This window comes from Streptomyces paromomycinus (assembly GCF_003865155.1).
In the GTDB taxonomy this organism is placed as follows: Bacteria; Actinomycetota; Actinomycetes; order Streptomycetales; family Streptomycetaceae; genus Streptomyces; species Streptomyces chrestomyceticus.
In genome coordinates, this window is record NZ_BHZD01000001.1 from 5,744,152 (window position 1) to 5,761,929 (window position 17,778).

The window sequence follows — 17,778 nt, forward strand, 5'->3', positions numbered from 1 at the left end:
CGGTGCGGTAACAGGGCGGAGCGGTACGGGCGCGGACATGACCGGAGAGCGGGACGAGCGGTGGAGGACGCAATGGACGTACGACGTGATGCGGGGCGGGGACGTGGAGCGCGGGCGCGGGCCGTCCCGGCGGGGACTGGTCGCCGGGGCCGCGGCGGCGGGCCTGGCGCTGCCGCTGACATCCGGGAGCGCGAGCGCGGCCGTACGGGCGGGCGCCCCCGGAGCGGCGGGACGGGAACACGCCCCGAAGGCCCCGGAGGTCTCGGAGGCCCCGCAGGCGGCGGGTTCCCTCCAGCCCTACGCCTCCTACTGGTTCCCCGACAGCTTCCCCGAGGGCCGCGAGCCCGATCCGGGCGCGGTCTGGCGCAGCCTGAAGAGCTGGCGCCCACAGGACGACGCGGACCTGCCGTACAACGTCGCGACCGTCCCCCTGGCCAAACGTTTCACTCCGGTGCCCGCCAACCCCACCGCCCGCGCCGGCCAGGCCCGCATCTCGGCACTCGTCTCCTTCGCGGGTACGGCCGGAAACCCCTCCCAGGGCAGTTCCAACGCGGACTACTACGCCCTCAGCCACTGGGCCTACCTGGACGAACTCGTCTTCTGGGGCGGCTCCTCGGGAGAGGGCGTCATCCTCGCCCCCAACGCCCCTGTCACCGACGCCGCGCACCGCAACGGCGTGCCCGTGCTGGGCAACGTCTTCCTCCCGCCCACCGCGTACGGCGGCGAGCTGGCCTGGACGCGCGAGCTGGTCCAGAAGGACGCGCTCGGCCGTTTCCCGCTGGCGGACAAGCTGATCCAGGTGGCCCGTACGTACGGGTTCGACGGCTGGTTCCTCAACGGCGAGACCGACGGCGGCGACTCGGCGCTGGCCCGGCAGTTCGCCGACTTCGTGCAGGCCCTGCGCAAGGGGGCGCCCGAACTGCGCATCACCTGGTACGACGCGTTCAACGCGGACGGCCGGGTCGGCTGGCAGGGCGCGCTGAACGACAAGAACGCGATGTTCTTCCAGCGCGGGACCGAGAAGCTGTCCGACACGGTGTTCGTGGACTTCCGGTGGAGCGCGTCCCGGCTGGCGTCGTCGGCCGCGTACGCCCGGCGGCTGGGGCGTTCGCCGTACGAGCTGTGGGCCGGTGTCGATGTCGAGGCGAGCGGCTGGGACGCGCGCGTGAACTGGGACGCCTTCGTGCCGGAGGGCCGGGACCACGTGGTGTCGTACGGGCTCTACCGGCCGGAGTGGACGCGGCGCTCCGGCGAGGCGCCCGGACCGTTCCACGCGCGCGACGACCAGTTCTGGGGCGGGCGGAACACCGACCCGTCGGCGCCCGCCGGGCCGGGCTCCTGGCGCCCGGCCGCCCGTACGGTCGCGGACCGCTCGACCGTCACCTCCGTACCGTTCGCCTCCGCCTTCAACACCGGTCACGGGACGGCCTGGTACGAGGGCGGGGTGCGGACCGGCGACGCCGAGTGGAACCACCTCGGCCTTCAGGACCGGCTGCCGGGACGGCGGTGGGCCCGGTGGGCGGACGACGGCGGCGGAACGTTCCGGCGGCCCGCCGTCGGCTTCGACTTCGGGGCGGCGTGGCGCGGCGGCAGCAGCCTGCTCGTGGACGGCACGCTCGACCATCCCGTGACGCTGGAGCTGTACCGGACGCGGCTGCCCCTGCGCGCCGGCACCGTCCTGGAGATCACCCACCGCGCCGACGAGGGCTCGGCGGCGGTCACCGTGGAGGCGGCCGTGGCGTACGCGGAGCCCGCGCAGGCGGGCGGGCGGCCGAAGTTCCGCCGGCTGCCGGTCCGGACCGTACGGACCCTCCGGGCCGCGGACGGTCCGCACGGCTGGGTCACCTCGACCGTACGGATCGGGGGCGGGCCCGGCCGTACCGCGTACGCGCTCGGCGTCCGGCTGAGCGCCCCCGGCGGCAACCCCGTGCGCTGGCGTCTCGGCGCCCTCGCCGTGCACGACGGCGAGCCCGCCGCGCACACGCCCGCAGCGCCGAGCGCCTTGCAGATCGCCGCGTCGCGCGGCACGGGCGACGGCACGGCCGAACTGCGGCTCACCTGGAAGCCGTCGGCCAAGGCCGTGCCCGTACGGCACTACGAGGTGCACCAGGTCCTTCCGGACGGGCAGCGGCGCTTCCTGGGCGGGACTTGCGGCACGGCCTTCTACCTGCCCGCGCTGCGGCGTACGTCCGGCGAGCCGGGAACCCGGCTGGAAGTACGGGCGGTCGGCGAGCTGTACACCGCGTCGGCAGCCGCCGCGGCCGTATTCACCTGGTAGGTCACTCGCCCAAGGGGCAGAAAACCCGCAGAACCCGCAGAACCCGCAGCACCCGCGCCACCGTTCCGCCCGCTCGCAGGCATCCCGCACCCACCCCACCCGCCACACACCCACCGGAGCCCCCTCATGCACGACGACCGCAGCATCGTGGAACACCGTCTACGCCGTGTCCTGAACGACCGCATCGCGCCCGCCGTCCGCAGCCGCTCCGTGCCGCTGACGGTCGAGCGCTGGGAGGCGCCGGGCGAGCCGGTGCCGCCCGCCGAGGGACTGGCCGCCGTCTACGAACCGACGAAGACCGGGGAGGGGTGGGGGCCCGCCTGGGGCACCACCTGGTTCCGGGTCACCGGGCGGGTCCCGGCGGAATGGGCCGGGCGCACCGTCGAAGCCGTACTGGATCTCGGCTTCGACGCGAACATGCCCGGTTTCCAGTGCGAGGGCCTGGTCTACCGGGCGGACGGCGAGGCGGTGAAGGGCCTGAACCCGCGCAACGACTGGGTGCGCGTCGCCGAGGCCGCGACCGGCGACGAGGCGGTCGAGCTGTACGTGGAGGCGGCCTCCAACCCCGTACTGGCGGACCACCGGCCCACCTACGAGGGCGACCGGCTCACCGCGAGCCACGCGCCGCTGTACCGGCTGCGGCGGATGGACCTCGTCGTCTTCGAGGCCGAGGTCTGGGAACTGGTGCAGGACCTGGAGGTGCTGGGCAGCCTGATGGGGGAGCTGGACGTGGCCGACGCGCGCCGCCACGGCATCCTGCGCGCCGTCGAGCGGGCCCTGGACGCCGTCGACCTGAAGGACATCCCCGGTACCGCCGCGCGGGCGCGCGAGCAGCTCGCGGACGTCCTCGCCTCCCCGGCCCACGCCTCGGCGCACCGCGTCAGCGCGGTCGGCCACGCGCACATCGACTCGGCGTGGCTGTGGCCGCTGCGCGAGACGGTCCGCAAGGTGGCCCGGACGTCGTCCAACATGGTCAATCTGATGGACGAGCACCCCGAGTTCGTCTTCGCCATGTCGCAGGCGCAGCAGCTCGCGTGGATCAAGGAGCACCGGCCCGAGGTGTTCGCCAGGGTCACAGCGAAGATCGAGACGGGGCAGTTCGTACCGGTCGGCGGCATGTGGGTGGAGTCGGACACCAACATGGTCGGCGGCGAGGCGATGGCCCGGCAGTTCCTGTACGGGAAGAAGTTCTTCCTGGACGAGTTCGGGATCGAGACGAAGGAGGTGTGGCTGCCGGACTCCTTCGGCTACACGGCGGCCATGCCGCAGCTCGTGAAGCTGTCGGGCTCGTCGTGGTTCCTGACGCAGAAGATCTCCTGGAGCCAGGTCAACCGGTTCCCGCACCACACCTTCTGGTGGGAGGGCATCGACGGCACCCGCGTCTTCACCCACTTCCCGCCCGTCGACACGTACAACTCCGACCTCGGCGGCAAGGAGATGGCGCACGCCGCCCGCAACTACCGGGAGAAGGGCCGGGGTTCCCGGTCGCTCGCGCCCTTCGGGTGGGGCGACGGAGGTGGCGGCGCCACCCGCGAGATGCTGGCCCGCGCCGCCCGGCTGCGGGACCTGGAGGGCTCGCCGCGGGTCGAGATCGAGCGGCCCGCCGCGTTCTTCGAGAAGGCGCACGCGGAGTACCCGGACGCGCCGGTGTGGGCGGGCGAGCTGTACCTGGAGCTGCACCGCGGCACGTACACCTCGCAGGCCAAGACCAAGCAGGGCAACCGGCACAGCGAGTCGCTGCTGCGCGAGGCCGAGCTGTGGGCCGCCACCGCCGCCGTCCAGGTGCCGGGTGACGCCTACAGCTATCCGTACGAGGATCTGGAGCGCATCTGGAAGACGGTGCTGCTGCACCAGTTCCACGACATCCTGCCCGGCTCGTCGATCGCCTGGGTGCACCGGGAGGCCCGCGACACGTACGCGCGGGTGCGCGAGGAGCTGACCGCGATCGTCGGCGCGGCGCAGACCGCGCTGGCGGGACCGGGGGACCAGGAGATCGTCTTCAACGCCGCTCCGCACGCGCGCGGCGGCGTCCCGGCGGGCGGCGCGCGGCCCGCACCCGGGCAGGGCGGGACCCCGGTGTCCGTGCATCCGGTGACCGTCGAGCCGCTGACCGCGGACGGCCGGGCCACCGGCGGCCACCGTCTCGCCAACGGCCGGCTGCGGATCGACGTCGACGCCCGCGGCCTGGTCGTGTCCGCATATGACATCGAGGCCGGACGGGAGGCCGTGGCACCGGGCGCGGCGGCCAACCTCCTCCAGATCCACCCGGACTTCCCCAACATGTGGGACGCCTGGGACGTGGACGAGTTCTACCGGCACAGCGTCACCGACCTGGTGTCCGTGGACGACCTGATGGTCGACGCGGCCGGCCCGCACGAGGTACGGGTCAAGGTCGCCCGGTCCTTCGGGCACGGCTCCACCGTCGAGCAGACCCTGACGCTGCGGGCCGGAGCCAAGGTGCTGGAGATCGACACCGAGGTGGACTGGCGGGAGACCGAGACGTTCCTCAAGGCCGCCTTCCCGCTGGACGTGAAGGCCGACCGGTCCGCCTCCGAGACCCAGTTCGGGCACGTCTTCCGCGCCACCCACACCAACACGTCTTGGGAGGCCGCCAAGTTCGAGATCTGCGCGCACCGCTGGATCCAGGTCGGGGAACCGGGCTGGGGCGCGGCCCTGGTCAACGACTCCACGTACGGGCACGACGTCACCCGCGACATCCGCCCGGACGGCGGCCAGACCACGACCGTACGGCTGTCCCTGCTGCGCGCGCCCCGCTACCCGGACCCGGAGACCGACCAGGGCCACCACCACCTGCGGTACGCGCTCGCGCCCGGCGCGGCGGTCGGCGACGCGGTACGGGAGGGCCACTGGATCAACCTGCCCGAGCGCGCGGTGCGGGGCGGCGGGCCGGTCGAGCCGCTGGTCGGCGTGGACAACGACGCGGTCGTCGTCGAGGCCGTGAAGCTGGCCGAGGACCGCAGCGGCGACGTCGTGGTCCGGCTGTACGAGTCGTACGGCGGCCGGGCGTCGGCGACGCTCACGGCCGGGTTCCCGGCGGCGGGGGCCGTGGAGACGGATCTGCTGGAGCGGGAGACGGCCGGTTCGGCCGTCGGTGAGGTGCGGGACGGGCGGGTGGCGCTGACGCTGCGGCCGTTCCAGATCGTGACCGTAAGGCTGGCCCGCGCGGCGGGCTGATGTGAGGGCGGGGCGGCCGGAGTCCCGCGGACCCGGCCGCCCCGGCCCCTGCTTCACCCCCTGTCCTCCACCGCCTTCAGTACCGCACCCGCGCCGTCCTCCGCCTCCAGGCGCCGCCCGATCCCGGCTGCGGCAGCGCGGTAGGCGGGCTCCCGTACGGCGCGCGCGACGGCCTCCGCCAAGAGGCCCGGTGCGCCTTCCTCCTCCGTCAGCGCACGGAACGGCACCGGACCGGTACCGGCACCCACCGCGCCCAGCCGGGCGGCCCAGAACGGCTGGTCGGCGGCGACCGGGACCGGTACGGCCGGCACCCCGGCCCGCAGCGCGGCGGCCGTCGTGCCCGCGCCCGCGTGGTGCACGACGGCTGCGGTACGCGGGAAGAGGAGGGCGTGCGGGACCTCGCCGACGGTCAGGATGTCGTCGCCTGCTCCGGGTCCGGGACCGCCTTCCGTGCCGCCACCGCCTTCCGGCCCGGCCAGCCCCGCCCAGCCCGACTGGATCACACCCCGCACCCTGGCGCGCCGGAGGGCGGCGACGACGTTCGCCGTCAGCCGCGCGGCCGTACCGTCGTCCCGCGCGCCCGCCCCCATGCTGCCGAAGCCGACGAACACGGGCGGCGGGCCCGCCGCGAGGAAGTCCTCCAGCGCGGGCGGGAGGGCGGCGTCGGGTGCCGTGTACGGCCACCAGTTGCCGACCAGCTCCAGGCCGGGGCGCCAGTCCGTGGGCCGGGGGACGAGTGCGGGGCTGACGCCGTGCAGCACCGTACGGCGGTCGGCGTTCCGGCGGCGGCGCAGGGCGCCCGCCGGGACGGGCGGCAGCCCCAGCCGGGCCCGCAGCTCCCGTACGCCGTCCGCGTACAGGCGGTCCACCACCCGCAGGGAGAGACGGCCGGCGGCCCGGTTGCCCCAGCGGCCCAGCGAGCGGGTGCCCGCGACCACGGGCGGGAAGTCGCCGGTGGGGGCGTTCGGCTGGAGGGGCAGGTCGAGGGACGCAATGCCCATCGCCTCGGCGGCGTGCCGGCCGAGCGGAGCGGTGGTCGCGGACAGGAGCAGCAGGTCGGCGCCCTGGGCGGCGGCATCGGCGATGCCCGGCCCGAGTTCCCGTACGAAGGCGGCGGCCCGGCGCATCAGCTCCCGCTGCCCGCCGGGGGCCCCGCCCCGGGCCCTTCGGGGGTCGGCGGGCAGCGCCCGGAACTCCAGCCCGGCGGCCCGCACGAGCGACGCGTACGAGGCGTCGGCGGCCAGCGCGACGGTGTGCCCGGCCTCCTGGAGGCGGGCGCCGAGACCGGTGTAGGGGGCGACGTCGCCGTACGAACCGGCCGCCGTGACGAGGATCTTCATGACGGCTCCGGGAGGACGGGCGGGGCGCCGGGGGCCTGACGTACCGCGTTGGCGTGCACCGCCGCCCTCAGGTACGCGGCGAGGCCGGGCCGCTGCTGGGACGGCGGTACGACGAGCGCGTAGGCCCGCGGGTCGGCCGTGAAGTCGTCGGCGATCCGGCAGTGCATGTCGGTGGGGCACGGGGTGAACCAGCGGGTGAGGTGGGCGCGGTGCTCCTCGGCCAGGTCCATGGCCCGGTCGCCGTCGGCGGGCTCCCCGGCGTCGAAGGCGGCGAGCAGCCGGTGCCGCCACGCGCCCGCCTCGGCCATGATCCGCGCCCAGTCCTCCTTGGTGTGCGCGGCGGCCCGCGCCATGGACTGCTGGTGGCCCGCGCTGTGCTGCCACTTCAGGTGCGCCTCGGTGGCGTAACTCAGGTCGAAGGTGACCTCGCCGAAGACCTCGAAACGCTCCTCGGGCGTCAGCTCCACCCCCGTACGCTGCACCTCCATCGCCCGCTCGGCGACCTCGACCAGCCGTTGCAGCTCGGTGATCTGCTCCTTGAGCAGGCGGTGCCGGGCGCGCAGGTGGTCCAGGGCGTCGGCCTGCGGGTCCCGGAGGACGGCGGCGATCTCGTCGAGGCCGAAGCCGAGCTGCCGGTAGAAGAGGATCTGCTGGAGACGGGCCAGGTCGGCGTCGTCGTAGCGGCGGTAGCCGGCGGGGCTGCGGGCGCTGGGGAGAGCAGACCGGTCTTGTCGTAGTGGTGCAGGGTGCGGACCGTGATGCCCGCGAAGCCGGAGACCTGCCCGACCGAGTACGCCATGGAACCGCCTCTCGTGCCACGGCCCGCCGGGGCCGCCGTACGGCCCGCGCCGTACGGGCACAGGCTGCGGCCTGACGTGGGGGAGGGTCAAGCGGATCGGGCCCCGTCGGCTCCCGGGGGCCTCCGATGAACCTCTGTTACACGGCCGTGGGACCGCCGTGAAACGGGCTGCTTAGCGTGGGGGCAATCTGGGCGGACACGGTTACCTTTGTCGTAAAAGCCCACCCGGGGCACCACCCGGGGCGTCAGACGGCGTCCCGGCGGCACCCCGGTGCAGCCCCGCCGCCCGCCCAGCCGACCGAGGGACCCGTGCGCTCACTCACCGCGACCTCCTGCGCCGCCGCGATGTCCGCGGCCGCGCTGCTGCTGTCCGGCTGCTCCGACCCGCGCGGCCTGCGGGTGGCGGGCCCCGCCGTGTCCCCCTCGCCGCCGGCCGGCCCGGCCGAGGTCACCGAACCCGTCTACGTCTCCGACGCGGCCCGCCGCCCGTTGCAGCGCCCCGCCTCCTTCGAGCTGACCGGTTCGGTGAGCCTGACCGGTCTGCACTGGTCGTCCTGGGGCGACGCGACCGCCAAGGCCACCGGGGGGCTCAGCGGCGCCTGGTGCCGTCCCGAGTGCGGGGAACAGCCGTACCCGGTCGCGGTCACGCTCAGCGGACTGCTCAGGCAGGACGGGCCGAAGCGGCGGGAGGACCGGCCGGCGTTCTATTCGAGCGCCACGCTCGTCTCCGACCGCCTGTCGCCGCAGAAGGCCGCCGAACTGGGCAGGGTCAGCCTGCACACCCCGGAGTTCTAGGCAGTCATGGGGTTGCGCGCGAAGATCGGCATGGCGATCGCCGCCACGGCCGCCGTGGTCGCGGTCCTCATCGGGGTGCTCGTGCACAACCGGACCGTGGACGCGCAGTTCGACCTGGCGGCCGAGTCGATCGACGGGCGGCTGCAGAGCCTGGTGCAGGACCGGGCGGCCGGTATGGACACCGGCCGGGCGATCGTCGACCCGCCCGACCTCCCCGGCCCGCTGAAGGACGCCGTCGCGCACGGCGAACGCGGCGTCTACCTGGAACCGGACGGCCCCAAGCCGCATCTGTGGGCCGCCACCGAGCTGGGCGGCGAGGTCATCGCCATCAAGCGTCCGTACGTACGGGAACGGGAAGTCCTGCGCAGTCTGGACCGCGTGCTGTGGCTGTCCGGCATCGCGGGCACCGCGCTGGGCTGCGTCGTCGGCCTGCTGGTCGCCCGACGGCTGGGACGGCGGCTGACCTCCTCGGCGGTCACCGCGCAGCGGATCGCCGAGGGCGACCTGACCGCGCGGCTGCCGCGTGGCGGCAAGGACGAGATAGCCCAGCTCACCACCGCGGTCAACACCATGGCCGACGCGCTGGCCGCCCGCCTCCAGGCCGAACGCGACGTCACCGCGAACATCGCCCACGAACTGCGCACCCCCGTCGCTGGCCTGGTCGCGGCCGCCGGCCTGCTGCCGCCGTCGCGCCCCACCGAGCTGGTCCAGGACCGGGCCCAGCGGGTACGGGGGCTGATGGAGGACGTCCTGGAGGTGGCGCGGCTGGACGCGCGTACCGAGGAGGCCGACACGGAGCTGCGGCCGCTGGGCGAGCTGGCGCGGCGGACGGTGGCGGCGCTGGGCGAGGCCGCCGGGGCGGGCGTGGAGGTACGGGTCCTCTCGGACGGGCTGGTGGAGACCGACCCGCGGCGGGTCGAACGGATCCTCGTCAACCTGGTCGGCAACGCGCTGCGGCACGGCGCGGCCCCGGTGTCCGTCGAGATCGAACGCGGCATGCTGCGGGTCCGCGACAGCGGGCCGGGCTTCCCGGAGGCCCTGCTCGCCCACGGGCCGCAGCGCTTCCGTACGGGCGGCGGCTCGGACGGCCAGGGGCTCGGCCTGGGGCTGACCATCGCGTCCGGGCAGGCGCGGGTGCTGGGCGGACGGCTGACGTTCGCCAATCCGGCGGGCGGCGGGGCGCTGGCGACGCTGGACCTGAGCGAGGCGCTGCGTACGGAGCGGGAAGCGGGCGGCGACGGCGAGGCCGGGGGCGGGAGCGAGCCCCAGGGCCGTGACCGGCGCGCTTGCGACGGCTCCTGACATGCGTAGCGGCCCGTTGGCGCCAAGAGTGGTGTGAGACGCCCGCGTCCGGAGCAGGCGTACCGGTACCCCCACCGTCGACCGCAGACCACTGGAGCCACCGCGATGGACGAGAACGTGCTCTTCATGGACCTCACCGACGCCGGTGAGGGCGCGGCACGGCGCGCCCTGGACGCGCTGCGCCACGAGGACGCCGAACACCGGATCACGCTGCGCGAGGCCACCGTGATCGCCCGGGACACCGACGGCAACGTCACCTTCCCCGAGAACGTCGACCACACCGGCACCGTGCGCGGCTTCGCCGTCGGCGGGCTGCTCGGCGGCCTCGTCGGACTGCTGGGCGGCCCGCTGGGCGCCGTGGTCGGCTTCGGTGCCGGCGGCCTCCTCGGCGGTGCGCACGACGCGCGGCGGGCCAGCGCGGACAACGCGGCCGTGGACATGCTGGCGGCGGAGGTGCCACCGGGCAGCACCGTCCTGGTCGCCGAGGTCTCCGAACCGGCCAGGGGCCCGGTCGACGCGGCACTGGCGGGCATCGGCGAAGGCGTCATCCGCTACCCGGCGGCCGAGGTGCGCAAGCACGTGGAGGAGCTGATCGCGGAGAGCCGCTGAGGAGGGCCGCTGAGCGGCCGTACGGCCTAGGAGCGCCGAGCGGACGTACGGCCTACGAGGGCTGAGCGGACGTACGGCCTGCGAGGGCTGAGCGGACGTACGGCCTACGAGCTGTGCACCCGGCTGTCCGCGCCGGCCGGCGCTGCGGCGTCGTCCCCCGGTGCCACCAGCGACTTCGCCATGCACCGGCTGTCCTCGTACATCCGGTACAGCCCGAACTTGGTCACCGGCCGGTAGCCGCACGACGCGTACAGCGCCAGTGCCTCGGGCTGCTTGATGCCCGTCTCCAGCACCATCCGGGTGCGGCCCGCGGCCCGCGCGTCCGCCTCCAGGGCCGCGAGGATGCGCCGGGCGAGACCGCGTCCGCGGGCCTCCGTGACCACGAACATCCGCTTGATCTCGGCGTCCCCGTCCGCATACCCCTCGGGGTTGGTGTCCTGGGCCCGCCAGCCGCCGGTGGCCAGCGGACGGCCGTCCTCGTACGCGATCAGGTACAGGCCGTTCGGCGGCCGGAACATGCCCGGATCGAGCGGCGTGATGTCGCCCTCGTCGTCGTAGCGCTCCGCGTACTCGCGCTGCACCAGCCGGTCGAGGTCGACGGCGTCGGGGTGGTCATAGGGGACGGGACGGATCTCCATCCGTCGAATCGTACGGATGTCCGGCCGCTGGGGCGAGTGTTCCGGACGGGGTACCGGCGCCCGCCCGCCGCATCCCCTCCACCGGACCCCGTGCCCCCTCCTCCGGACCCCGTGCCCCCTCCTCCGGACCCCGCGTCCCCTCTACCGGACCCCACCCCCGCCCTCCCACCGCATACGGCGGTTCGGCGGAGCCAAAGCACCCGATGGGGGTGTGTCGGTACGGGAACGGACAGTACGGGCCCGCGGCGGGGAACGGCTGCTGCGCCACTGACGCTGAACCGAAGGAGAAACCCATGCGTCTGCGTCCCGTGCTGGCCACCGCCGCCGCCGTACTCTCCCTGTCCGCAACCGGTCTGACCGGGGCTGCCGTGGCGGCGGCCCCGGCGGACCCCGCACCGCCGGTCAGCTTCGGCGGCCAGTCGAACGACGACAGCGCCAACGGCGAAGGCCGCGGCGAGCGGGATTACCCCGGCACCATCGGGTGGGGCCACAAGCCGTACCAGCTGCTCGGCGACCGCAACGGCAGGTATGTCATCACGGCGGTGAACAAGACCGACACCGACCGGCTGCCGACCTGCTACCGCGACCTGTACGCGACCCCGGCCTCCTCGATCTGCCACTGACCGGGACGGCTCACCGTGGTGCCCGGCGCTCACCGCGCCGGGCACCCGCGCGGGTAGCGCCGAGTCGTTTCCGCCCCCTCGTGTCGCGTAGGCTGCTGCGCTGCCGCCAGCGCGATGAGGGAGCAAGTAGTGCTAACTGTGACAACCGTCAACGTCAACGGCCTGCGCGCCGCGGCCAAGAAGGGCTTCCTTCCCTGGCTGGCGGAGACGGACGCCGACGTGATCTGCCTCCAGGAGGTACGCGCCGAGCCGGACCAGCTGCCCGCCGAGGCCCGCGACCCCGAGGGCTGGCACACGGTGCACGCCCCCGCGGCCGCCAAGGGCCGGGCCGGTGTCTCCCTCTACACGCGCCGCGAGCCGGAGCGCGTACAGATCGGGTTCGGGTCGGCCGAGTTCGACACCAGCGGCCGGTACGTGGAGATCGACCTGCCCGGTGTGACCGTGGCCAGCCTCTACCTCCCCTCCGGCGAGGTGGGCACCGACCGGCAGGACGAGAAGGAACGGTTCATGGCCGAGTTCCTGCCGTACCTCGCAGCGCTGCGCGGGCGGGCCGCCGCGTCCGGCCGTGAGGTCGTGGTGTGCGGTGACTGGAACATCGCCCACCAGGAGGCCGACCTGAAGAACTGGAAGGCCAACCGCAAGAAGGCCGGCTTCCTCCCCGAGGAGCGCGCCTGGCTCACCCGCGTCCTCGACGAGCACGACGGCGGTTACGTGGACGTCGTCCGCGCCCTGCACCCGGACACCGAGGGTCCGTACTCCTGGTGGTCCTACCGGGGCCGCGCCTTCGACAACGACGCGGGGTGGCGCATTGATTACCATCTCTCGACGGCCGGTCTGGCCGCCCGCGCGGTCAAGGGCTTCGTGGAGCGCGCCGCGACCCACGAGGCCCGCTGGTCGGACCATGCGCCGGTCACGGTGGTCTACGAGCTGTAGGACTGGTCCGGCGGGAGCCTCGCCCGTACGTCTCGTGGAGCGGCGTACGGACGGGGCTCGGCTCGGATTCGCGTCAGGAAGCACAGGCCGGACGGATGAGGAACGATGACCACAGCTGCCGTGGGCGAGCCGGACATCCCCCCTATGCCGGAGAGAAACCCGAAGGCCCTCCGTGAAGCCATCGCCCGGCATGCTCCCCAGCTCCTGCCCGATTACGACGCGCACGGGAAGCGGTACGTCGCCGACGCGTACGACACCAGTACGGTGCCCGCCTTCATGGCCCGTTGGTGGGGCGAATATGCGATCGCCCGCGACCCGCAGCTCGATGCCCACGTCACCGGCCTCGAACACCGCGCCGCCTATGAGTGCACCGACCCGGCCGAAGCCAAAGCGCTCCTGGAAGAAGCATCCAGCATCCGCCACATGGCAGCTCGCACGGAGCCCGGCCGGTGACCAATGGGTCCATGGGTCCGCCCTGGCAGAGGGGCTGGACCCTCAAGGCCCAGGCCGCACGCGACGCGCTGCCTGAGCGCGTGCGGCAGATGTCCGACGCGGCCCGAGTGGAGCTGGCGTATTGATCACCAGCTGTCGACAGCTGGGCTCGCCGCCCGTGCGCTGAAGGACTACGCGGAGCGCCCGACCGCCGGCCGCCCGGCGTCACGCTTTCGGAGTACCGACGGCATCGAAATTGCTCATTACGGGCATATGTGTCATGTATCCGTAAGCCGCGCAAGGAGTGGCAATGGCGGCCCTGATGCTGCGGTGATCTCGCCGGAAGGCGCCCGGGTGGCGCGTATCTTCGACGGCCTCGGCATGGAGTTCGAGCACGCATTCGCCGGCCGGAAGCAGGCCCAGACCGACGCCGTCGAAGAGCTGTCGCGCCGCCTCCGCCCCGGCTCCCGCGTCCTGGACGTCGGGTGCGCGACGGGGCGGCCCACCACCGAGCAGCTCTGTGCGAAGGGCATGGAGGTGACCGGCACCGACGTCTCCGAGGTCATGCTGGCCCACGCGCGGCGCCAGGTGCCCCAGGCGCGCTTCGTGCTGGCCGACCTCTTCGGTGACGTCCCCGCCGGGCTCGGGGTGTACGACGCGGTCGTGTGCCTCTTCTGCCTCGTCGACGAGCCCGAGCACTCCTTCGTGGAAGGACTGCGGCGGCTCGCCGCCCTGGCCGTGCCGGGTGGCGCCCTTCTGGTCGCGGTCCTGGAACGCCGGGAGCCCGAGGACGCGCGGTTCCTCGGCCGGACGTACCCCGCCGTGCGGTGCCGGCGCGAGGACGTGCGCCGCTACGCCCGACTGGCCGGTCTGGAGGTCGAGCGCGTGGAGGTGCGCGCCGAGGACCCGCCGGACGGCGAGGTCCCATCCGAGAGAGGTCTGTACTTGTGGGCGAAGACTCCGTTGCCCCGGCCCCCGGCTCACTCCGCAAGACCTGCCCGATGACCGGGGAGGTGGGCGTGGACGTGGACGTGGAATGGCCCCTCGCGCGGCGCGGCGACGTCGTCCCGGAAGCGTGTACATGGCTCCGTGAGCACAAGCCCGTCGCCCGCATCCGTACGTTCACCGGCGACCCGGCCTGGCTGGTCTGCACGCACGAACTGGCCTCGCGGGTGCTCCACGACGAGGCATTCAGCATGTCGGCCCTGGCCGAACCGGGCGGGCGCCTGCAATACGCGCCGCTCTTCCCGGCGTCGAACCGCAGCAGCGTCAAGGAGATGGTGGGCGCGGGACTGCGCGAGACGGTCATGCAGGCCCTCTCCCCGCACGCGGTGAAAGAAGCCACTGGCGCTTTCCGCCGCAAGGCCGAGGCACTGCTCGACGAGCTGACGGCCGAGGGGCCTCCGGCGGACCTCCGGGCGCGCTTCACCCAGCCCTACACCGCGTCCGTGATGTCCACCGTCCTGGGGCTCACCGAGGATCACGGCCGTCTGCTGATGGACGGGTTCGACATCAGCATCATGACCGTGCCGCGTACGTTCGAGGGCGCGCAGGTCAACCTGGAGAAGTGCCTGGCCCGCACGCGCGCCGCCCTGCTCGCCCCCGACGCCGTCGACGCGCCGGGCCTGCTGGGCGGCCTGGCCCGCTTCCGTACCGAGAACGGGACGACGCCCGAACTCGACGGAGAGATCACCTTGATGATCAACAACCTCTTCGTCGCGGGCGGACTGAGCACCGCGGCCTTCCTGCTGCTGTCCCTGCTGCAACTCGCGACGCACCGGGAACAGGCGGAATGGCTGCGCGCCCATCCGGAAGCCATGGAACCGGCGGTCGAGGAACTCCTCCGCTACAGCCTCGCCATCGGCGACGGCCTCCCGCGCATCGCCGTCAGGGACACCGAACTCGGCGGCCAGGCCATCGAGGAAGGCGACCTCGTCCTCGTCCTGGTGGAAGGCGCCAACTACGACCCCGCCGTCTTCCCCGACCCGCACGAACTCGACCTGACCCGCAACGCGAAGGACCACCTGACCTTCGGCGCGGGCCGCCACTATTGCTCGGCCACGTATCTCGCGCGTACCCACGCGTCCGTCGCGCTGTCCGCCGTCCTGGAGCGGATGCCCGCGCTGCGCCTGGCGATCCCCCCGGAAGAGATCAACTGGCGTACGGGCTGGATCAAACGGACTCCGGAGCGGCTGCCGGTGCTGTGGTGACAGGGGACGGGCGCGCGCCGGGTACGTGTCGGGCACGCGTCCGGCATGCGCCGGGCACGGACCCGTTTCCGGCTAGGTGCTAGGGCCTGCCGTCCGCAGGGCTCGTCGGGCGGTCTGCCGTGACCAGCCACGACGTGCTGCGGAGCCGGACCATGCCGTCCGCCGTCTCGTGGGCGCGCAGGTGGGCCGTGAGGGTGGCGCGGGTGTGGGTACGGGTGGCCGCGTCGGCCGCCTGGTCCATGAGGTGGCGGCCCGGCCCGGTGGCCAGGAGGAAGTCGGCGGCGTCCGCCGCGCCCCGCCCCCAAGTCCCGTACGCCTGTACCTGCTCGACGGCGACGTCGGTGAAACCGGCTTCGGTGAGAACGTCGCGTATGCGGTCCGGTGCCGCCAGGGAGAACATGCCGGGGAGGCCCGGCTGCCCGAAGTCCCCGGTCGGCACGATGCCGCGCAGTGACGCGACCGCCGTCACCCAGTCGTTGAGCGCGGCGTCGGCCGGGCAGACGAAGGCCAGCCGACCGCCGGGGCGCAGCGCGCGGCCGATGTTCCCGAAGGCCGCCACGGGGTCGGCGTAGAACATCACCCCGTAACGGCTGATCGCTGTGTCGAACTCGCCCCCCGCGAAGGGATGCGTCTGCGCGTCCCCCTGCACGTAGGACGTGTTGGCGATGCCTTCCCGCGCCGCGAGGGCCCGCGCCTCGCTGAGCATCGGGCCGGACAGGTCGAGGCCCAGCGCGTGGCCCCGGGGCGCCCTGAGTGCGGCGAGGCGGGTGGTCTGGCCGGAGCCGCAGCCGAGGTCGAGGGTGCGGGTGTCCTCCGCGATCCCGGCTGCGTCGAGCAGGGGTGCGTTGAAGCCGCCGTTCACGGCGTTCCAGCGGTCCTGATTACGGGCCCAGTGGGCGCCTTCGGGGCCGTTCCACGCCTGCGCCTGCTCGGTGTTGACGATGTCCGGCACGTGGGCCTCCTGAGAGGAAGGGCAGGGAATGGGCGGGCGCCCAAACCGTGCTCCGACTGTATGGGCATGGGCCCATACCGGCAATCCCCGTTACGCTGACCCGTGTTGCGCGCCCCAGAAACGGGCGACGGAGGCGAGACGGAAGGCAGCAGCTCATGTCACCGCGCGGAGTGGCGACCCCGGACGTCAGCGAGCGGCTGTTCGCGGCCGCCGAACGCGTCGTGGTCAGGGACGGCCCCGGCGCGCTCACCAGCCGGGCCGTCACCTCCGAGGCGGGTTGCGCGAAGGGGCTGCTGCACGCGCACTTCGCGGGGCTCGACGCGTTCGTGGCCGAACTCTGCCTCGACCGGTTCGCCCGGACGGCCACGAAGGCGCGGGCGCTGTCGGAACGCGTCGGTCAGGGCACGGTCGCGGCGAACCTCGAAGCCGTCGCCCTCGCGCTGTTCGAATCCGGCGGCCCGGCCATCTCGGGCCTCGCCATGACCCGCCCCGCCGCCACGGCACGCATCCGCGAGGCGCTGGCGGGCGGAGCGCCCGGCTTCGACGCGATCCAGGAGGCGATCGCGGATTACGTGGCGGTGGAGCGGGAGCTGGGCCGGGTGCCGACGTCCGTCGACCCGCCCAGCGTGGCCCTCGCCGTCGTGGGTGCCGCCCACCACTTGCTGATGACGACCTGGCCGGGCGCCCCCGATCCGCGGGCTCCGGTCGTACGGCTGGTGGGCGCGCTGGTGGAGGGGTGAGGGCCGGTTCGTGGCTCGGTGGCGGTGGGCGGGGCGGCCCGGCCAAGGCGCCTCCCACCTGCACGGTTAGGCTGATGATCACCGCTCAAGGAGATGCATCGTGCCTGCCCGCCCCCGCGTTCTGTTCGTGACCGACCTCGCCTATCAGGCCAAGGGGCGGCGCTACTGCGACGAGGACATCTTCCTGTCGTCCCGGCTGCGCGACGCCTTCGCCGTCGCCCTGTGCCACCCCCTGGACGCCGCCGGGCTGATGGACGCGTTCGACGCGGTGATCGTCCGTAACAGCGGTCCCGTGCTGCACTACCAGGAGGAGTACGACGCCTTCCGGGAACAGGCTCTGGCGCGCGGCACCCGGGTCTACAACCCGTTGAACGGGCGCGGCGACATGGCCGGTAAGCAGTACCTGCTGGACCTCACCGCCGCCGGCTACCCGGTCATCCCCACCGTCGACCGGCCCGAAGACCTTCACCTGCTGCCCCGGGCCGCGCAGTACGCGGTCAAGCCGAAGGCGGGCGCGGACTCCATCGGCCTGACCTTCGCCCCCGGGGACCAACTCGCCGGTCTCGCCTACGGCGACATCCTCGTCCAGCCGCGCGTCGACTTCCGCTACGAGGTGTCCTTCTACTACGTGGACGACACCTTCCAGTACGCCCTCCATGCCCCCGACCCCGCCCGCCGCTGGGAACTCGCACCGTACGAGCCCACCGAGGCGGACCTCGCCTTCGCCCGGAAGTTCATCGGCTGGAACACCCTCGATCACGGCATCCAGCGCGTGGACGCCTGTCGCACCCCCGAGGGCGACCTGCTCCTGGTCGAGCTGGAGGACCTCAATCCGTACCTTTCCCTGGACCTGCTCCCCGAGGGGCCCCGTGAGGCGTTCGCGGCCAGCCTCACGGCGTCGCTGCGTGGGTTCTTGAAGGGGTGAGGGACAC

General features: G+C 73.5%; 16 protein-coding genes and 1 pseudogene. 13 read left to right on the forward strand and 4 right to left on the reverse strand.

The window, feature by feature from the left end; translation table 11 throughout:
• Positions 1 to 88: 88 nt before the first annotated feature.
• Both OEIGOIKO_RS24580 and OEIGOIKO_RS24585 read left to right on the forward strand, forming a co-directional pair.
• Entirely contained in the window at positions 89 to 2,278 is a 2,190-nt protein-coding gene (locus OEIGOIKO_RS24580) for an endo-beta-N-acetylglucosaminidase (RefSeq protein WP_125058918.1), read from the forward strand.
• A gap of 126 nt (positions 2,279 to 2,404) precedes the next feature.
• Positions 2,405 to 5,473 (forward strand): alpha-mannosidase, encoded by a 3,069-nt coding sequence (locus tag OEIGOIKO_RS24585; protein ID WP_125055832.1) that lies wholly within the window; start codon positions 2,405 to 2,407, stop codon positions 5,471 to 5,473.
• A gap of 53 nt (positions 5,474 to 5,526) precedes the next feature.
• Here OEIGOIKO_RS24585 and OEIGOIKO_RS24590 read toward each other — a convergent pair whose 3' ends face one another.
• Both OEIGOIKO_RS24590 and OEIGOIKO_RS24595 read right to left on the reverse strand, forming a co-directional pair.
• Positions 5,527 to 6,813 (reverse strand): glycosyltransferase, encoded by a 1,287-nt coding sequence (locus OEIGOIKO_RS24590; RefSeq protein ID WP_125055833.1) that lies wholly within the window; start codon positions 6,811 to 6,813, stop codon positions 5,527 to 5,529.
• Positions 6,810 to 7,612 (reverse strand): annotated as a pseudogene (locus OEIGOIKO_RS24595) (MerR family transcriptional regulator). The gene OEIGOIKO_RS24590 and the pseudogene OEIGOIKO_RS24595 overlap by 4 nt, the downstream one beginning before the upstream one ends.
• Positions 7,613 to 7,921: 309 nt before the next feature.
• Here OEIGOIKO_RS24595 and OEIGOIKO_RS24600 point away from each other — a divergent pair.
• The 3 genes from OEIGOIKO_RS24600 to OEIGOIKO_RS24610 all read left to right on the forward strand — a co-directional run bounded on the left by OEIGOIKO_RS24600 (position 7,922) and on the right by OEIGOIKO_RS24610 (position 10,318).
• Positions 7,922 to 8,407: a hypothetical protein gene (locus OEIGOIKO_RS24600; RefSeq protein WP_125055834.1), complete on the forward strand. Its 486-nt coding sequence runs from the start codon at positions 7,922 to 7,924 to the stop codon at positions 8,405 to 8,407.
• Positions 8,408 to 8,413: 6 nt separating this feature from the next.
• Complete coding sequence (locus tag OEIGOIKO_RS24605; protein WP_125055835.1) at positions 8,414 to 9,709, forward strand: ATP-binding protein; 1,296 nt, start codon at positions 8,414 to 8,416, stop codon at positions 9,707 to 9,709.
• Positions 9,710 to 9,814: 105 nt separating this feature from the next.
• A complete protein-coding gene (locus tag OEIGOIKO_RS24610; protein WP_125055836.1) occupies positions 9,815 to 10,318 on the forward strand; it encodes a DUF1269 domain-containing protein in 504 nt (167 codons plus the stop codon).
• 104 nt (positions 10,319 to 10,422) lie between these two features.
• On the opposite strand, the gene OEIGOIKO_RS24615 is transcribed toward OEIGOIKO_RS24610, so the two are convergent.
• Entirely contained in the window at positions 10,423 to 10,956 is a 534-nt protein-coding gene (locus OEIGOIKO_RS24615) for a GNAT family N-acetyltransferase (protein ID WP_125055837.1), read from the reverse strand.
• 293 nt (positions 10,957 to 11,249) lie between these two features.
• Between OEIGOIKO_RS24615 and OEIGOIKO_RS24620 the strand changes: the two genes are divergently transcribed.
• The 6 genes from OEIGOIKO_RS24620 to OEIGOIKO_RS24640 all read left to right on the forward strand — a co-directional run bounded on the left by OEIGOIKO_RS24620 (position 11,250) and on the right by OEIGOIKO_RS24640 (position 15,154).
• On the forward strand, positions 11,250 to 11,579 hold the full coding sequence (locus tag OEIGOIKO_RS24620; RefSeq protein WP_125055838.1) for a hypothetical protein: 330 nt from the start codon (positions 11,250 to 11,252) through the stop codon (positions 11,577 to 11,579).
• Positions 11,580 to 11,708: 129 nt separating this feature from the next.
• On the forward strand, positions 11,709 to 12,512 hold the full coding sequence (locus tag OEIGOIKO_RS24625; RefSeq protein WP_125055839.1) for an exodeoxyribonuclease III: 804 nt from the start codon (positions 11,709 to 11,711) through the stop codon (positions 12,510 to 12,512).
• Positions 12,513 to 12,617: 105 nt separating this feature from the next.
• On the forward strand, positions 12,618 to 12,965 hold the full coding sequence (locus tag OEIGOIKO_RS24630; protein WP_125055840.1) for a hypothetical protein: 348 nt from the start codon (positions 12,618 to 12,620) through the stop codon (positions 12,963 to 12,965).
• Complete coding sequence (locus tag OEIGOIKO_RS43575) at positions 12,962 to 13,090, forward strand: hypothetical protein (RefSeq protein ID WP_281288383.1); 129 nt, start codon at positions 12,962 to 12,964, stop codon at positions 13,088 to 13,090. The genes OEIGOIKO_RS24630 and OEIGOIKO_RS43575 overlap by 4 nt, the downstream gene beginning before the upstream one ends.
• 184 nt (positions 13,091 to 13,274) lie before the next feature.
• Entirely contained in the window at positions 13,275 to 13,949 is a 675-nt protein-coding gene (locus OEIGOIKO_RS24635; protein ID WP_170251837.1) for a class I SAM-dependent methyltransferase, read from the forward strand.
• Positions 13,946 to 15,154: a cytochrome P450 gene (locus OEIGOIKO_RS24640; RefSeq protein ID WP_125055842.1), complete on the forward strand. Its 1,209-nt coding sequence runs from the start codon at positions 13,946 to 13,948 to the stop codon at positions 15,152 to 15,154. The genes OEIGOIKO_RS24635 and OEIGOIKO_RS24640 overlap by 4 nt, the downstream gene beginning before the upstream one ends.
• A 79-nt stretch (positions 15,155 to 15,233) precedes the next feature.
• Here OEIGOIKO_RS24640 and OEIGOIKO_RS24645 read toward each other — a convergent pair whose 3' ends face one another.
• Positions 15,234 to 16,106 carry a class I SAM-dependent methyltransferase gene (locus tag OEIGOIKO_RS24645; RefSeq protein WP_125055843.1) on the reverse strand — a complete coding sequence of 291 codons (873 nt, stop codon included), beginning with the start codon at positions 16,104 to 16,106 and terminating at the stop codon, positions 15,234 to 15,236.
• A gap of 155 nt (positions 16,107 to 16,261) precedes the next feature.
• On the opposite strand from OEIGOIKO_RS24645, the gene OEIGOIKO_RS24650 reads away from it, so the two are divergent.
• Both OEIGOIKO_RS24650 and OEIGOIKO_RS24655 read left to right on the forward strand, forming a co-directional pair.
• Positions 16,262 to 16,846 carry a TetR/AcrR family transcriptional regulator gene (locus OEIGOIKO_RS24650; protein ID WP_125055844.1) on the forward strand — a complete coding sequence of 195 codons (585 nt, stop codon included), beginning with the start codon at positions 16,262 to 16,264 and terminating at the stop codon, positions 16,844 to 16,846.
• Between the two features lie 100 nt (positions 16,847 to 16,946).
• On the forward strand, positions 16,947 to 17,771 hold the full coding sequence (locus OEIGOIKO_RS24655; protein WP_125055845.1) for an ATP-grasp domain-containing protein: 825 nt from the start codon (positions 16,947 to 16,949) through the stop codon (positions 17,769 to 17,771).
• Positions 17,772 to 17,778 lie beyond the last annotated feature (7 nt).

Bases quoted from the DNA above. Each gene is read 5' to 3' on its own strand.
- OEIGOIKO_RS24630 (WP_125055840.1), top strand. From the start codon at position 12,618: ATGACCACAGCTGCCGTGGGCGAGCCGGACATCCCCCCTATGCCGGAG.
- OEIGOIKO_RS24590 (WP_125055833.1), bottom strand. From the start codon at position 6,813: ATGAAGATCCTCGTCACGGCGGCCGGTTCGTACGGCGACGTCGCCCCC.
- OEIGOIKO_RS24650 (WP_125055844.1), top strand. From the start codon at position 16,262: ATGTCACCGCGCGGAGTGGCGACCCCGGACGTCAGCGAGCGGCTGTTC.
- OEIGOIKO_RS24585 (WP_125055832.1), top strand. From the start codon at position 2,405: ATGCACGACGACCGCAGCATCGTGGAACACCGTCTACGCCGTGTCCTG.
- OEIGOIKO_RS24610 (WP_125055836.1), top strand. From the start codon at position 9,815: ATGGACGAGAACGTGCTCTTCATGGACCTCACCGACGCCGGTGAGGGC.
- OEIGOIKO_RS24605 (WP_125055835.1), top strand. From the start codon at position 8,414: ATGGGGTTGCGCGCGAAGATCGGCATGGCGATCGCCGCCACGGCCGCC.
- OEIGOIKO_RS24640 (WP_125055842.1), top strand. From the start codon at position 13,946: ATGACCGGGGAGGTGGGCGTGGACGTGGACGTGGAATGGCCCCTCGCG.
- OEIGOIKO_RS24615 (WP_125055837.1), bottom strand. From the start codon at position 10,956: ATGGAGATCCGTCCCGTCCCCTATGACCACCCCGACGCCGTCGACCTC.
- OEIGOIKO_RS24580 (WP_125058918.1), top strand. From the start codon at position 89: ATGCGGGGCGGGGACGTGGAGCGCGGGCGCGGGCCGTCCCGGCGGGGA.
- OEIGOIKO_RS24620 (WP_125055838.1), top strand. From the start codon at position 11,250: ATGCGTCTGCGTCCCGTGCTGGCCACCGCCGCCGCCGTACTCTCCCTG.